The sequence below is a fragment of the Methylophilus sp. Leaf414 genome (genome assembly GCF_001425425.1).
GTDB lineage: Bacteria > Pseudomonadota > Gammaproteobacteria > Burkholderiales > Methylophilaceae > Methylophilus.
Genome location: NZ_LMQQ01000003.1, coordinates 211,458 through 225,222, shown reverse-complemented (window position 1 = coordinate 225,222; position 13,765 = coordinate 211,458). Strand labels below are relative to the sequence as shown.

Annotated in this window: 13 protein-coding genes; all 13 read right to left on the bottom strand. The window is 48.5% G+C overall.

Annotation, left to right across the window (positions count from 1 at the left end; all coding sequences use genetic code 11):
- Positions 1–69: 69 nt before the first annotated feature.
- The 13 genes from ASG24_RS07960 to ASG24_RS07900 all read right to left on the bottom strand — a co-directional run bounded on the left by ASG24_RS07960 (position 70) and on the right by ASG24_RS07900 (position 13,714).
- Positions 70–2,289, bottom strand: coding sequence for a TonB-dependent siderophore receptor (locus ASG24_RS07960; protein ID WP_055869911.1), 2,220 nt, complete (start codon positions 2,287–2,289; stop codon positions 70–72).
- A 200-nt stretch (positions 2,290–2,489) separates the two neighbouring features.
- Positions 2,490–4,712: a TonB-dependent siderophore receptor gene (locus ASG24_RS07955; protein WP_235562353.1), complete on the bottom strand. Its 2,223-nt coding sequence runs from the start codon at positions 4,710–4,712 to the stop codon at positions 2,490–2,492.
- Between the two features lie 65 nt (positions 4,713–4,777).
- A complete protein-coding gene (locus tag ASG24_RS07950) occupies positions 4,778–5,584 on the bottom strand; it encodes an ATP-binding cassette domain-containing protein (protein ID WP_055869904.1) in 807 nt (268 codons plus the stop codon).
- 3 nt (positions 5,585–5,587) lie between these two features.
- On the bottom strand, positions 5,588–6,655 hold the full coding sequence (locus ASG24_RS07945; protein WP_082488032.1) for an iron ABC transporter permease: 1,068 nt from the start codon (positions 6,653–6,655) through the stop codon (positions 5,588–5,590).
- A complete protein-coding gene (locus ASG24_RS07940; protein ID WP_055869901.1) occupies positions 6,652–7,578 on the bottom strand; it encodes a hemin ABC transporter substrate-binding protein in 927 nt (308 codons plus the stop codon). The genes ASG24_RS07945 and ASG24_RS07940 overlap by 4 nt, the downstream gene beginning before the upstream one ends.
- Positions 7,566–8,654, bottom strand: a complete 1,089-nt coding sequence (locus tag ASG24_RS07935) for a hemin-degrading factor (RefSeq protein ID WP_235562352.1) — start codon at positions 8,652–8,654, stop codon at positions 7,566–7,568. Before ASG24_RS07935 ends, ASG24_RS07940 begins: the two co-directional genes overlap by 13 nt.
- A gap of 2 nt (positions 8,655–8,656) precedes the next feature.
- Positions 8,657–9,205, bottom strand: coding sequence for a HugZ family protein (locus tag ASG24_RS07930; RefSeq protein WP_055869899.1), 549 nt, complete (start codon positions 9,203–9,205; stop codon positions 8,657–8,659).
- 442 nt (positions 9,206–9,647) lie between these two features.
- The gene (azu, locus tag ASG24_RS07925; RefSeq protein WP_082488031.1) at positions 9,648–10,124 is read right to left on the bottom strand and encodes an azurin; all 477 of its coding nucleotides are present in this window, start codon (positions 10,122–10,124) and stop codon (positions 9,648–9,650) included.
- A 110-nt stretch (positions 10,125–10,234) separates the two neighbouring features.
- The gene (locus ASG24_RS07920) at positions 10,235–10,429 is read right to left on the bottom strand and encodes a hypothetical protein (protein WP_235562351.1); all 195 of its coding nucleotides are present in this window, start codon (positions 10,427–10,429) and stop codon (positions 10,235–10,237) included.
- 54 nt (positions 10,430–10,483) lie between these two features.
- Positions 10,484–11,623, bottom strand: a complete 1,140-nt coding sequence (locus ASG24_RS07915; RefSeq protein ID WP_055869894.1) for a PepSY domain-containing protein — start codon at positions 11,621–11,623, stop codon at positions 10,484–10,486.
- 22 nt (positions 11,624–11,645) lie between these two features.
- Complete coding sequence (locus ASG24_RS07910; RefSeq protein WP_055828069.1) at positions 11,646–12,065, bottom strand: biopolymer transporter ExbD; 420 nt, start codon at positions 12,063–12,065, stop codon at positions 11,646–11,648.
- A complete protein-coding gene (locus ASG24_RS07905; RefSeq protein WP_055828072.1) occupies positions 12,062–12,802 on the bottom strand; it encodes a MotA/TolQ/ExbB proton channel family protein in 741 nt (246 codons plus the stop codon). The genes ASG24_RS07910 and ASG24_RS07905 overlap by 4 nt, the downstream gene beginning before the upstream one ends.
- 51 nt (positions 12,803–12,853) lie before the next feature.
- Positions 12,854–13,714, bottom strand: coding sequence for an energy transducer TonB (locus tag ASG24_RS07900; RefSeq protein ID WP_055869891.1), 861 nt, complete (start codon positions 13,712–13,714; stop codon positions 12,854–12,856).
- Between the last annotated feature and the right edge of the window lie 51 nt (positions 13,715–13,765).

The following is a 13,765-nucleotide window of genomic DNA, read 5'->3' as shown; positions in this document are numbered from 1 at the left end:
ATTAAACAATGCAATTAATTTTAGATATAAATACTATTGCGCCAGCCCTCTAACGCTCATACTTGAACATTAAAAATCAAGTTGTGCACTGACAGTGACAGTGCGTGGTGCACCTAAGACCAGATAACCATTCCCAGGGAAACCACCGCTAGATGCCCAATAATCTTTATCCGCGACATTATCTATACGTCCGCGTAAAGTAACTAAGTGCCCTTTAATATCAGTAGCATAACGCGCTCCGATATCAAGGCGCGACCACCCTGGCACCCGCAGTGTATTTTCAGCATTGGCATATACACTGCCAGTAGCAATTACGCGCGCATCAAGTGTAAAACCATATACGCCAGGGACATCCCATTCCACACCTAAATTAGCCTGTCTATCAGGTACACCGATGGCCTGGTTACCTTCTGTTGCGGCATTATTGGTATTGCGTTGTTTTGTATCTAGCCAGGTTACCCCACCTAATACCCTCAGGTTAGATAGCAGTTGGCCATAGGTCATTAATTCAACCCCCTGATGATCTTCTTCACCTCGTGCAGAAAAGATGTTGCCGGGTCCTAATACACCTAATGGCTTGTCAGTCGTAAAGTAGGCCGTGGTAACACGTAGCTTACCAAAGTCAAACTTAGCCCCCACCTCTTTTTGCTTTGAGTCATACGGAGCAAGTGATTGACCTATGTTAACTGCAGGCGATTGTGCGGTTGCACCTGGGCTCAAGCCCTCAATATAATTTGCATACAATGAGATCCCATCCCATGGTTTAACCACAGCCGCAAACATCGGACTCAGTTGTGACCTGTCATATCCGGTAGCAGCTTGTGTATTCCAAGCGTAATCGGTGATGTTGATTTGCTGTTGTCTGGCACCCAAAGTGAGCAATAACCGATTATCTAAGATGGATAAGGTATCGGCCAGAGCGATACTGCGCAATATGGTTTTATTGGTTTTTTTTCTGTCGTTGACATTGCCCTGAAACGCACCAGCTGAGAATGCAGGCTGCTGTTCATACATTACAGGCACGTAAAGATTCGTCGGGAATGTATTAAAGAAATCCCATGCATAAGAGCCTTTTCTATCGGCATGATATACGTTGGCATTAAGCACCACATCATGAGCGACTTCACCAGTCTCAAATTTACTTTTTAAACCGACTTCACCAGTCGCTACAGACTCTTCGCGGCTATTATCAAATCTGGACATGTTTCCTGCACCGGATGTAGAATCGGTGACTGTTAAGTTTGCTAGGGAGTTTACTTCTTTAGTTTCGCGAAAGCCGCCAGCAAAGTATGCGCTCACATTACTGCTTAAGTCATACTCACCACGCAAAGTACCGAACGTATCTCTTTCATTGGAGAATGTCCACGGCTGCGCCCAATTGGAATTACTGCTTGGTGCGCGTGGCACAGAAGCCAGACCTGTGATCGTTACATTGGTACGCGTCTCTCTCAGCTTGTTATCCTGATAGCCCAGGTCGGCAGACAGACGCAGGTTTTCTCCACGCCAGTCTAATCCAAGCGACACTAAATCCACTTCTGCATGCTCTTTATGGATCGCAGTACCGCCATCGCGGCGGGAGACATTCAATCTAACACCTGCACTGTCATCCGGCCCAAAACGTCTGGCGACATCTGCGGAATACAGTTGTTGATTACCTGAACTCCAACCAGCAGTAAATAAATTCAATGGATCATTTGGCGCACGTTTAGGCAATAGCGAAATAGAACCGCCTATGCCATCACCGCCAGGGCTAATACCATTCAGGAAAGTTGATGCGCCGCGTAATACTTCCACGCGCTCAAATAATTCAGCTGCGATGTATTGCCGTGGCAGGATGCCATACAGCCCGTTATAGGTAACACTGTCGGAGCCTAAAATAAAGCCACGGATGAAATAGGATTCCTGAAAGTTACCAAAACCACGGGCAACACGCACAGAAGGATCATTCAACAATACATCGCCGACACTACGCGCCTGCTGGTTCTGAATAAGCGCATTGGTGTAAGCATTAATCGAGAATGGTGTATCCATAGCATCTTTATTACCCAAGACGCCCACCCGACCACCTTTAGCCACCTGACCACCGGCGTAAGGTTTCATTAAACCTTTTGCATTGGCGTCAGCCGATGCACTTACTTTCACTTCTTCCAGCTCCACGGTGCCGTCTTTTTCTGATTGTGCATCTTGTGCAAACACAGTGCCAGCTGCAAACGCCAGCATGACAGCGATTGCAGCCTTTTTAGGTAGCAGCTTGATTGTGGAGCTGCCATATTTACTTGTTAATATCATCAAATCTCTCAATATTTAATAAAAACGCACTGGCAACAAAAAGGCCACTGATCTCTCAGCAGCCTTTTATAGAAGCTTGGTTGTTCGGCTATAAACTTAAATGTAATGATAATAATTATCATTTATTTAAGCAAACTTTTCCATAGGGAAATAGCTGCTTCGATAATCAATGTTGTATAAATCCAACTCGGTGACACCTATCAATACTTCCAAGTAAGCGTAGCTAGCCCATTTACAGGTGGCGCGTAATAGCCCTGGCCGGAAGACGAATACCGCAAGCTCGATAAATATTTTTCATCTGTGACGTTATACAAGTTAACAGCAACATCCCAATGATCGTCAATTTTGTATTGCGCCATTAAGTTGAGTATGGCGTAGCCATCCTGTGCATAACGCACCGTACCAATATCTACATGAACCCCGCTCTGCCAGTTAAGGCTGGCGCCTACTTTCAGGTTTTCAATGTATGGAAGCTTGTATACGGCACTCACATGCGCCAGATGCTTAGGCGTAAACGTGTTTACACTCTGGCCCTGATCGCCTTTGATACTCATCAATCGTGTATATCCTGCATTCAGGCTCAGGCGATCCGTTAGTTCACCTGCTAAATCGAATTCATAGCCTTTAGTGGTCGCTTCAATGCCTTCATTAATAGACCTGGTGCCGGAGGTTCCAATTTGCAGCGGTTGATTTTTTTGTTCTGTCCTGAACAGCGAGAATGTGCTATTCAGTTTCTTATCTAGCCACTCGCTCTTAATACCGGCCTCATAGTTTTTGCCTTCAAGTGGCGCCAAAGCCTTCAAATCTACGCCAATATCATTCTGGGGCATATAGATCTTAGAGTAGCTTGCGTAGACTGAATGCGCATTGTCCAAGTCATATACTGCGCCAATATAAGGAACGAAATTATTATTTTCCTTAGCATCTTGCGGGACTGTATAACTCTCTCCAGTTAATTTATAGCTGAATAAACTACCACCCAAAGTGACTTTTAAGGCATCAATCGGGTTCAGCTTTGCGGCAGCGTATAAGTTACTGGCTCTTGTTCTGTAATCAGAACTTTTGCTTTCAGGACTAAACGCGGGGTAAGGCACATCCCCTGCAGCATCAAAACTGGTGAGCGCTGTGGTCGCCGTCGAACGAGAAAACTCCCTCATAGCGACCCTGCTCATTGTGGCTCCGACTACCAACTCATGCTTGCGTCCAGCCAACTCAAATGGACCATTGGCATAAATATCCGCCACATAATCTTGCGTCTTAAAGGTATAAAAGAAAGGGTTGTTTGTTAAACCCAGACCAGTGATCCGGTTTTCGCTACCATCTACATAATTGTGGGGGCCCGCTGAAGTCACTGCCTTTTGTGTGAGTTGACCTTTAATTTTCCAGTCATTATTAAAATAATGCGTCAACTCTGCAAAACTGATGTTGGTGTCAACATTTCGATAGCTCCAGCCTGGTGCCGTCGAATCAGATGCTTTGTAATGTCGTTTACTACCATCGGAATATAGCAAATTCAAGCCACCAAACATGTTGCTGCTAGCATCATTTCTTTGGTAAGTATGACCAATCGCAAGACTAGTACTCTCTGTTAGATCTGCTTCTATGATGCCGTAAACAACATCTCTTTCGCTGCTATAGCGGTCAAGATATGAATTTTTCTCCTGATGAGCCAATACTAACCGCCCACGGATACTACCGTCTCCATTAAGCGAGCCTGAGACATCGGCATCCAGACGCCGGTTATCCCAAGAACCTATTGAAGCATTTGCTTTTGCTTGAAAATCTCGTGTTGTGCGTTTGCGAATAAAATTGATAGTCGCCGAGGGATTTCCAGACCCAGTTAATAATCCATTAGCACCGCGCAATACTTCGATACGGTCATAAAGTGCAATATCGAGATCTCCATAGTTAGTCCCACTAAAACTGATAGGCGTGCTCAAGCCATCTATCTGAAAATTAGTGATATTAAAACCACGTGAAGTATATTGAGTACGCTCAGACTCAAACTGCTCAACTTTGATACCAGTTGCGTAAGACAAAGCCTCATTCACAGTCAGAACGCGGAAATCATCCAACTGCTCCCGAGTAATTACCGAAATGGATTGTGGTGTCTCGCGGATGCTGGTATTCAATCGTGTAGCGGTTGATGTAGAGTCAACTGTGTATGACTTTGTTTTTTCCGAAGGCTGGTCTTTTTCGGCTTTGGAAGTCACTTTGACTTCAGGCAAAGCATCAACTTTTTCGTTATTGACCTGCTCTTCTGCAAACACTGAAATTGATGGGAACGCTAACATTAAGGCGAACGTAATCGCATTGATACGATGAGGGTGCATAAAGGCTCCGATAAACACGTCTGCTGACACCTGGAATAAAACTCTATGGTGAGCAAATCTTGAAAGGTTGAGAATGATAACAATTATCATTCAATTACTCAAGAAGGTATCAGAGTGCCTGCTAAAGACTCGACTACAAGATTTGAATGGAAGCTTTATTTGCTAATATGCTTTTGCGATTTGCTAGGTGCGACGATCACTTCACCGCTCTCACTGACTGCGCTGATCAGGCTGACGTCGTAAAGAGTTTCTAATAGGGGAATGGTCATCTGCTGGCTTCTATAGTCCCCCGTCATAGAGCCATCCTTAATGAATATCAGCCGCTCAAAGCCCTGCAATGCCTGGTTGATATCATGCAGAATCGCCAGAATGGCATGACCACGTTGTGCGGCAAAGGTATAGATGGCATCCATTAAACTGAATTGCAGACCGGGATCCAGTGCAGCGAGTGGTTCATCAACCAGCAACAGGCCTTTTTCAACATCCCACAGTTGCGCAAACACTCTTGCCATTTGCACGCGCGCCTTTTCTCCACCGGATAAGGTATCAAAGCGGCGTTCTAATAAATGTCCGGCAGATGCCAGTTGCGCTGCCTGGCGGACAATGTTCCTGATGTCAGGATCATAAGCTCTGGCAACACGGCCCAGCCCGATGACCAGTTCAACGGGTAGCCCGAAAGCAACTTCGTGGGATTGCGGCAAAATGGCGCGGCGGTGGCTTAAGTCAGCCAGCAACCATTCTTTCAGGTGACGTTGGCAAAAAGTAGCCTGCCCGCTGGCGGGGATTAATTCCCGTGCCAGCAATTTGAGTAGGGTCGATTTGCCTGCGCCGCTAGGGCCCAGCACCGCAATACGCTCACCTGCTTGAACGGATAACGTAAAGGGTCCGAAAGTACGCTTGCCGAGATCAATAGTGACATTTTGCAGGGCAAGCAAAGTCTCGTGATTCGTTGAAAGAGACATGAATTACGTTCCCTTCCGGATACCGGCCAGCAACACCAGGAAGAACGGTGCACCAAGCAAGGCGGTAAAGATACCCACCGGGATTTCAGCCGGAATAGCCACGGTACGCGCAGCGGTATCGGCCACCAGGAGAATAATGGCACCGACCAGCATGGACAGTGGTGCAAGACGCCGCTGATCAGGCCCTATCACCAGCCGTACAATATGGGGAGCCACCAGGCCGATAAAGCCTATCATGCCGCACCAGGCGACGGCAAAGCCACACAACAAGGCGACCAGTGTAATGACCCGCGCACGTAAATGACGCACATTGACACCCACATGCGCTGCCGTGGCTTCGCCCAATGCCAGTGCATTCATCTCGTTCACCAGGCGGCGTACATACCAGACGGCGGCTAACAGCAACGCCAGCAATGCCAGCAGCAAGGGCCAGCTGGCGCCCGCAAGTGACCCCAGGGTCCAGAAGGTCAGGCTACGTAGTTGTTCGTCGGTAGCCAGATAAGTACATAAGCCGATCACCGCCGTGGCCAGAGCATTGAGTGCAATACCTGTTAATAACAGCCCGGCAATTGAATCAGCCGTTAACCAGCGGGCGACAGTATCTAATAAAAAACATACACCAATCGCGCCTGCAAAAGCCGTGACCGGTAATATCCAGTAGCGGAGTGAGATGGGGATATGGATATCACTGTTGGCTAATAACACAATGGTTAAAGCCGCCGCGCAAGCCGCACCACTGGTAACGCCCAGCAAACCCGGGTCAGCCAAAGGATTACGGAACAAGCCCTGGGTCAGTGCACCAGAAAGGCCTAATGCAGCGCCTATCAATGCAGCAAACAATATACGTGGCAGACGCAGATTCCACAGCACATAGGCACCGCCGGTCAGCGGCTGTTCATCGCCTGCTTGCAGCAGTGCCAGCCAGTCGGCAGGCATTACATTCACTGCACCCGCCCACGCCGCTACCCAGATACAAATAATCAGGGTCACCCATAAAAACAAAGCTGGCCGATGCATCAGGCCAGCTGTTAAACGTGATGCGAACGGCATCACGTTGCTTGAGGCACTCATCCGTTCATCGCTTTCAGCAGTGCGTTATTCAGTGATGCGACCGCCTGCGGCAGGCGCGGACCAAAGCCCAGCATAAACATGGCTTCCAGCGAAGCGATACGACGCTTTTGCCCGGCAGGCGTTTGCGCCAGTCCAGGCAGTTTCAATGCGCCATCAATGCCGCCGACCACTTCAAGGCCTTGATCGGTAAACAACACGATATCCGGTTGCGCAGCAATCACGGATTCAGGCGTCAATGGCTTAAAACCATTAAATCCCTGTACCGCATTTTGCGCGCCTACATAATGCATCATGGCTTCAGCACTGCTGCCTTTGCCGCCTACCATGATCTGGCTTGGGCTATGCGATAGCACAAACAGCACACGCGGTGCCGGCGTTTTACGCGCAATAATGGGCTCACGCACTTTCTGCCAGTCTGTTTTCATTTTTTCCACCAGCTGGCTGGCTTGTGTGGGGCGGTCTAACAAGGCGCCGATGCGCGTAACCCGATCCAGCACACCTTCAAATTTATCATTAGCGGATAGCACTGTGACAGGCACACCCGCGGCATTGATTTGCCGCAAGACTGCTGGCGGACCTGCATCTTCAGTCGCCAGCACATGGTTGGGCGCCAGTGCCAGTATGCCTTCGCTGGATAATGTTCTGGCATACCCAACACTAGGCAGTTTTGTTGCCGCTTCAGGGTAAAGCGACGTGGTATCAACACCGACCAATTCGTTATGGGCACCCAGCGCATAAATGATTTCGGTCAGGCCACCTCCGATACTGACAATACGCCTTGCCGTTTTTTTCTGACTCTCAGCGGCCCAGACCCAAGTCTGCGGCAAACAAGTAGCAGCGGCCAACGCACCTACTTGCAGGAGGAATTTACGTCGGGTCGGTGAAGACTCTACATCATGCATATGCTTATTTAATTCAGACATGGTTCGTGATCCTTGAGCAGCGTTTCTACCAGCGCACGCCACTCGGCAAGTTCAGGTTTACCGGGCTTGCGCTCACCAAAGAACATGGCAATCACATTACCCTCAGCATCAAACAGCTCCAGCGCAGTGACCAGGCCATCCACCGTTGGCTTGCGCACAACCCAGGCACTGGCAATATGGTCTTCACGCAAATGCAGGTTAAAGCGGGGGTCTAGCACATTCAGCCACGGTCCCATCACCGCCACCTTTTTAACAATGCCGGAATGAATCTGCACCATGCCAGGGTTAGCGACAAAGATCATCAATGCAACGCCTTGATTGGCCGCCGTTTCCAGCAACTCACGTGCGCTTTGCTGGTTGACCTGCTGCACATACTGCTTTTCGGCAAGTCGCATGCTTTGTAACCGTGAAATGCCATACCGCTTAAGTAAGCCAAAAAAGTCGTGCGTGTCTTGCAGAGCGCGCCACGCGGCCTGGAATCCTGCTACATCAATCTCGCTATCAGCTTTATCTACTGGCAGCGGCGGTGCAGGCACGGTGGTAATACCGGGTTTCTGGTTCTCATCTGCAAAGTGTTTGACGCAGGCTTTATAAGCCTCGACATAGCTTTGCGGTTTAATAAATACCTTGTGAATGGCAGCACCTTGCGTGTCAAAAAACTGCAGGCTTTGCTGAACACCATTGTCGACCGTCTCAGACACCGCAAAACCATGCGCCCAATGACTGTAAAACGCGCGCAAATCAATATCACCACCAAGCACCAGCCCGACATGCCCGGTATCGCTTACATTCTTGTAAACGCCAGTTTTTTCATGCACACACGAAATATTGCGCGTCAGCGCCATTACCTCGCCCAGAGGCTCAAGCGACTTTATCAATACTGGCCAGTCTGCCTGCAGCCGGGTGGCTTGTAGTAACCAAGCCTCTTCTTGTGCGCCGGCATGGGCAGCTATCAGCGCACCTTCGGATATTTGCAATTTCTCAGCAATATCGCGATGACGTTTACCCGCCTGGCGTTCGATGACAAATTGCTCACGTATGCTTGCGTGGCCAATGCTGATTGGAGATTCAGTCACCGTTATGCCAGCTCATCCAGTTTCTGCTGTGCAGATGCGTCTGGTGCAGCATGGCCCTGGTCATTACGATGTGTGATTTGTAACAAATCCTGGCCATTCAGGTGATAGGCTTTAGCAAAACCTGCAACGTAACTGCCATGCGTTGGCATTAGCTCAATCATATGGAAATCGGTCAACTTACCGATCGCATCCATGAAGTTGCCGAATTTTTCATAGAAAAGCGCCATCACTTCATCAAACTTGGCTGAGCTACGTTCAACTTCCTGTGCTGTGCATTTGAACACCAGGCGTTTTCTGGCGAAAAGATGGCCTGCGTCTTTTTCACTCTCAACAAACATTGCGGAACACAGGCCGGTTTCGCGCAGGTTGGCACAATGTGTTGCCAGTTCACTCACATAGATATAAAACTTGTTATCACGCTCAACATACGCGGCATAACTTGCCTCAGGCACCCCTTGCGCATTAACGCTGGCCAGTTGCACTGTTTTGAACTGCCCTTTGAACGCAATGGCTTCTTTAGCCACTGACTGAAGTTTTTCCTGATCGGTCATCTTATTTCCTTAAAATACATTAATTACAGAGGCATCGATGTGGTGACAAAGGCTGCGGGAGTAATGGTTTAGCGCGATAAGCACGTTTGATTCAGACTAATTATGTTGCGTTAAAGCTCTAAAATCTGACAGACAAGCTGTCACTAACGATGGATAGTAATAAATTCTGACAAAGCCTATTCTACATGAGAAGCATTCCCATTTTCAAGTAGAACACATCAAAACTGGCAGCGTCTTTGCCATTGCTAACATGAAGTATGCGCCAAAAAATTCATGAACCATAGACATAGCCGCTTGCAAAATACAGATCGCATCTAACTGGATCTGCACCAGGTAATTTGAAGCTACACAATCCATCGACAAGTGATATATAAAAAAACTCCACTACCTTGGCAGATAGCGGAGCTTTACAATATTGGCTTTTGATGAGCTAAATAAACATTTAGATCAGTTTAAGCGTGCCCTTCATCAAGGAAGCATGGCCAGGGAATGAACAGAAGAATACATAGTTACCAGCAGCATCCAACTGGGAAGGGGCAAAAGAGGTACTTGCCGTCTCACCACCACCGATGACAGTCGTTGCAGCGACTACGCGTGGATCCTGTGGTTTCACATAGGATTGCGCCGCTCCTGCTTTACTACCATCTTGCAAAACGCCCTGTTCATCAGCCTGCTTGCTCACGACCAGGTTATGACCCATGATTGTTTTTTTCATGGCGCCTGCATGCTTCAGGTTGATAGTGAACGATTTGCAGGCTTTGGGCACAGCAATTTCTTTCACGCTGAATGTCATCTGATCAGTGGCATCTACACTCACATCACATTTGTCAGCCGCTTGCGCAGGTTGTTGCAGCAAACAGATTGCGCTACCAGCCACAGCCAGTAATTGTTGCCATTGTGTACGTTTCAAATTCATCATTTCTCCGTTTCATCCATAACAAAAAATTAGCTGGCTACCGAAGTTTCCACTTCCTGGCTGGCTCAGGTTTTAAAACTGCCCGAAGCATAATGTTTCAGGCAACATTAACTTTAAGATTTCTGTGCGCTAGTGCCTGGCTTGATCCAATAGTAATAAGCGGCAATCAGTATCGGCAATGCCACAGCCGCATCTGAAATCAACTCTCGTGCATCATCAACCAGCAACGCTGTTAATAAACCGGTGAATGACACAATCGCAATCAGCGTAGGCCATAAAAAAATTTGTGTTAATGACTTATTCCGCATGAATACACACTCCATCATGGTATTTGCTTGCTAGCATTCATTGATCAAAACCGATTAAGAGATGGCTTTATGTAATATCGGGCGCTTACTTGTCACTGGCAGGTATTGACGCCGTTTTTTCCACCAAAGTTTCAAACCGGTCCATAAAACGATAATACTCAGCACATCTAACACCGCCCAAATCCACTTCAGGCTCATGCCGCCGTAATCACCAAAGTGCAACGGTTGCGAAACCAGTAACGCGACCAGGTACCATGGCAAAGGACGGCTGTCGGTTAAGGTAGCGGTTTGGGCATCGATCAATACCGGTTTAAATAAACGCTTGGTGAGCGGGCTGTCGCCGCGCATGAAGATGCCATAGTGATGCTGGCTGGTGTACGCCGTGCCGGGGAAAGCAATAAAGCCTAATTGCATGGCTGGTTCGGCTTTCTGGGCAACCTCAAGCGATTGCTGTAACGAAGCGAATTGTGTGGGCGGCGGCAAGTTTTTATAAGGCGCAATCATTTGCGACATCTGGTCAAATTGCCAGTATTTCACCAGTAAGTCTGACCAGGCATTAATTACACCCGTGGCGCCCACCACCAGAAACCAGCTGAGGGTGACAATGCCGAGCATATTATGGATATCCAGCCGCTTGAGTTTTTCACCACGCTGGTGGCGGATTTCACCGAACGCCAGTTTGCGCATGAATGGGGCATAAAGCACGACGCCGGAAATAATTGCAATCACCAGCAGAAAACCCATCAACCCTAAAAACAGCATGCCTGGCAAACCTGCAAACATGTCGACATGCAGTTTGAAGACGATATACATAAAGCCTTCTTCTGCTGGTGGTTCACCCAGCACTTTTGCAGTGCGGGCATCCATCACTACATATTTAAAACCACTGGTGGCATCTGTAGTTTTGGCCATGCTGATAGTCCACTGTAATGGCTCATCATCATCGCGGTACATGTACAAGGGAACAAATCCGGGATTCTGTTTCTTTGCTGTCGCCACCAGGCTGTCCATGCTGGCCATAGTCCCGTTATGCTGTATATCAGGGGTGACGATATGATCGCCCAGCCAATCGTGAATTTCATGGCTGAAAATCAGCGGCAATCCGGTCAGGCACAGCAATAACATGAATACTGTACAAACCAGGCTGGACCATTTGTGGATCCAGGCCCAACGCCGGATGGATTGCTGCGTCATAGTCATCTATCTGTAATTCTATTTACTGCTGTGGCTGGCTGACAAAACCAACTTTTTTCATCCCTGCGGTTTGCGCTTGTGCCAATACTTCAGCCAGCACCTGGTACCGGGTATTTTTATCGGCACGTATCTGCAACTCCGGCTGCTCTTTTTTCACGCTTTCGTCCTTCATACGCGTCACCAGGGTAGCCTGATCAATTTCCGTATCGTTCCAGAACATCTTGCCATCGGCATCTACAGCCAGGTCTATCACTTCCGGCTTTTCTTCCAGCGGTTGTGAAGTCGCCTGCGGCAGGTCAATTTTTACTGCATGCGTCAGCAAAGGGGCAGTAATGATAAAAATCACCAGCAGCACCAGCATCACATCCACTAACGGCGTGGTGTTGATCTCGCTCATCGGCTGCGTGTGCTCGCCCGCGCTGAATGGATTATTACCGATCATGGATTGCCACCTTTATTCACTACTCTGGTGTGTAACTCGCGGACATTGGACTTACTGCCTGGCTTTATCATCAGCGGCGCCCCGGTCGTCAGCAAGGTATGCAGGTCCTGGGCAAAGCTTTCCAGCTCAGCCATAATGCCGCGGTTCGCTTTAATAAATGCGTTGTATGCCAATACTGCAGGGATAGCGACAGCCAAACCAATCGCCGTCATAATCAATGCTTCACCCACCGGGCCGGCCACTTTATCGATAGTGGCAACCCCAGATTGACCAATGGCTGTCAGCGCGTGGTAAATACCCCACACAGTACCGAACAAACCTACAAATGGCGCCACGCTACCAACTGAAGCCAGTACGGAAAGGCCGCTCTCCAGTCCGGCCTGCTCTTGCGACAAGGTGCGACGCAATTGTCTGGCAATAAACTCATCCTGGCTGCATGCAGCACCTAATGATTGTGCCGCATATTGCTGGTGATGCTGGGTAGACTCTACGGCTGTCTGCGCCAGTTTATAAGCTGGAGAATGATGCTGTGTTTCCTGCATTGCTTCCTGCAATGTCGATTTACGCCAGAACTGACGCACATACTCAGAAACCTGGCGTTTGTGTTTGAACACCTGCCAGGATTTCACAACCACAAAATACCAACTTAATACTGACATCGTCAGTAAAATCAGCGCCACGATCACTGACACAACGCCACCTTCAGTGATAAAAGCCAATCCGCTCGTAGATTCCATTAAAAAATTCCTTTCCAATCAAACTTTTAATATTTAGTACAAACTTGATAATTAATTTAACGTAAATGCTAATGGCACAATGACATAAGCACTCAATGCTTTTCCACCTTTGCGCGCCGGTTCAAACCGCCATTGCTTCACTGCATTTAAGGCCGCGGTATCCAGGCGTTCAAACCCACTGCCTTTTGAAACCTCTACCGTTTCCGGACGACCTTCGGCTGACACCAGTACTTTTAACAATACACGCCCTTCTTCGCCGGCGCGTTTGGCCAGCTTGGGATATTCGGGAGGAGGATTATTCAGGTAAGCCACACCGAATTTAGGCGGCTCTTCTTTTTCTTCAACAACTTCTTGCTTGGGAGGAGCAGCTGGCGCTGGTGCCGGTTTGGCTGAAGCCGCGACTGGCGCTTCCATTGGTGGTGCTGCGGGCTGGGTACTGGCTTCAAACTTTGGCTGATCCGCTACAGGCTCGACAATCCGCTCAACCACGGGCGCTGGACGCTCTACTGGTTTAACCGGTGTTTCTTTGGGTTTGATGACAGGTTTTTCAACCGGTTTTTGCTTGATGATAGGGACTACTTCTGGCGCAGGCGCCTCTTCTTTTTTTGCTGGCAGGGTAATCAGGGAAACCGTGATCGGCTCTGGTTTAGGTGGCTTGATTGGCGTTTCGGCGTGTATAAACATCCACCAGACCAGGGCTGCATGTAGCAAAATGACGGTCAGCAAACCTACAATAGACCAGCGTTGGCCTTTATCTTGTCTTAACCAGGATTCAGTCGCCAGGCTTGGCCAGCTAAAAATGCCTGCCAATTGTGCAGGCTGACGATGATGCAAGCTCAGCTCAGGAACCTTGGGCACACGTTGCTGCGCAGGCCTTAGGGGCAACCCTGTTATCAATTCACGCTGAAACATCCACACCCATCCTCATACTTGTAGAAAAATAGCCAGAAGGCAAGTTAATGC

Coding starts and splice junctions, on each gene's coding strand:
- ASG24_RS07960 (WP_055869911.1), bottom strand. CDS start 2,289: ATGATATTAACAAGTAAATATGGCAGCTCCACAATCAAGCTGCTACCT.
- ASG24_RS07955 (WP_235562353.1), bottom strand. CDS start 4,712: ATGATAATTGTTATCATTCTCAACCTTTCAAGATTTGCTCACCATAGA.
- ASG24_RS07950 (WP_055869904.1), bottom strand. CDS start 5,584: ATGTCTCTTTCAACGAATCACGAGACTTTGCTTGCCCTGCAAAATGTC.
- ASG24_RS07945 (WP_082488032.1), bottom strand. CDS start 6,655: ATGAGTGCCTCAAGCAACGTGATGCCGTTCGCATCACGTTTAACAGCT.
- ASG24_RS07940 (WP_055869901.1), bottom strand. CDS start 7,578: ATGTCTGAATTAAATAAGCATATGCATGATGTAGAGTCTTCACCGACC.
- ASG24_RS07930 (WP_055869899.1), bottom strand. CDS start 9,205: ATGACCGATCAGGAAAAACTTCAGTCAGTGGCTAAAGAAGCCATTGCG.
- azu (WP_082488031.1), bottom strand. CDS start 10,124: ATGATGAATTTGAAACGTACACAATGGCAACAATTACTGGCTGTGGCT.
- ASG24_RS07920 (WP_235562351.1), bottom strand. CDS start 10,429: ATGCGGAATAAGTCATTAACACAAATTTTTTTATGGCCTACGCTGATT.
- ASG24_RS07915 (WP_055869894.1), bottom strand. CDS start 11,623: ATGACGCAGCAATCCATCCGGCGTTGGGCCTGGATCCACAAATGGTCC.
- ASG24_RS07910 (WP_055828069.1), bottom strand. CDS start 12,065: ATGATCGGTAATAATCCATTCAGCGCGGGCGAGCACACGCAGCCGATG.
- ASG24_RS07905 (WP_055828072.1), bottom strand. CDS start 12,802: ATGGAATCTACGAGCGGATTGGCTTTTATCACTGAAGGTGGCGTTGTG.
- ASG24_RS07900 (WP_055869891.1), bottom strand. CDS start 13,714: ATGTTTCAGCGTGAATTGATAACAGGGTTGCCCCTAAGGCCTGCGCAG.